This is a genomic window from Microbispora sp. CSR-4, from assembly GCF_008033685.1.
Classification (GTDB): Bacteria; Actinomycetota; Actinomycetes; order Streptosporangiales; family Streptosporangiaceae; genus Microbispora.
Genome location: NZ_VJVX01000175.1, coordinates 1 through 1,233, shown reverse-complemented (window position 1 = coordinate 1,233; position 1,233 = coordinate 1). Strand labels below are relative to the sequence as shown.

The 1,233-nt window shown below is 69.5% G+C and carries 2 protein-coding genes; both read left to right on the top strand.

Annotated features, from left to right (window positions below):
- Positions 1-579 (top strand): cellulose binding domain-containing protein (locus FLV34_RS39295; protein ID WP_187280878.1); only part of this gene is annotated, 579 nt, incomplete at its 5' end.
- Between the two features lie 26 nt (positions 580-605).
- A partial coding sequence (locus FLV34_RS39290) for a cellulose binding domain-containing protein (RefSeq protein WP_187280877.1) occupies positions 606-1,233 on the top strand: 628 nt, incomplete at its 3' end.

Below are 1,233 nucleotides of genomic sequence, written 5' to 3'. Positions count from 1 at the left end.
GGAAAGCACGTCCACCTGGTCGACATGCACAGCAAGCTGACCACCGGCGACCTCATCGACGGCATCCACCCCACCGCGAACGGCTACGACAAGATGGCCGCCGCCTGGTACGCGGCACTCCAGTCCGTCCCCGGCAGCATCGGGCAGGGTCCCGGAACCAGCCCCAGCCCGTCGCCCAGCCCGTCGCCCAGCCCGTCCGCCAGCCCCTCCGCCAGCCCCTCCGCCAGTCCGTCTCCGTCCGCGTCGCCCACCGCGGGTTCGGGTGCCTGCCGGGTCAACGCGACGGTCAACGCCTGGAACGAGGGCCTGACCGAGCAGATCGCCGTCACCAACACCGGCTCCTCCACCGTCAACGGCTGGTCGCTGACCTTCACCCTGCCCAGCGGGCAGACCATCACCAACGGATGGAACGCCACCTACTCGCCCTCCAGCGGACAGGTCACGGCGCAGAACGTCAGCTACAACGGCACGATCGCGCCCGGCTCCACCACTGAGATCGGCTTCCAGGCCACCCACACCGGCAACGCCGGCAAGCCCACGGCGTTCACCCTCAACGGAAACCCCTGCACCGTCTCCTGACGAACCCCTATCCCCTGGAGATCCTCGTGCGCATCACTCGACATCGGCGCTGGCTCGCGGCCGGGCTGGCCGCGGCGCTGAGCGTCCTCGGAGTCGTGACCGCCGGCTCGGCTCGCGCCGCCGCGGGCTGCCGGGTCACCTACACCGTGACCAGCCAGTGGCAGGGCGGCTTCGGCGCCAACGTGGACGTGGTGAACCTGGGTGACCCGATCAACGGCTGGAGCCTGACCTGGTCGTTTCCGGCCGGGCAGACGATCAGCCAGCTGTGGAACGGCAACTACACCCAGTCGGGCGCCCAGGTCACGGTGACCAACGCCTCCTACAATGGCGGCATCCCGACCGGCGGAAGCACGTCGTTCGGCTTCAACGGCGCCTGGACCTCGTCGAATCCGGTGCCGGCGAGCTTCGCGCTGAACGGCACCACCTGCAGCGGGACCGTCACCAGTCCCAGTGCCAGTCCCAGCGCCAGTCCATCGGTGTCTCCCTCGCCGAGCCCCTCGCCGTCGCCCTCGGCTTCGCCGTCTGTTTCACCGTCTGTTTCGCCGTCGCCGTCGCCGAGTCCGACGAGCGGGTCGTGGCCGCCGTCGTCGACCTATTCCAACCCGGTGTTGTGGGAGGACCTGGCCGACATCGACGTCTTCCGGGTGGACGACA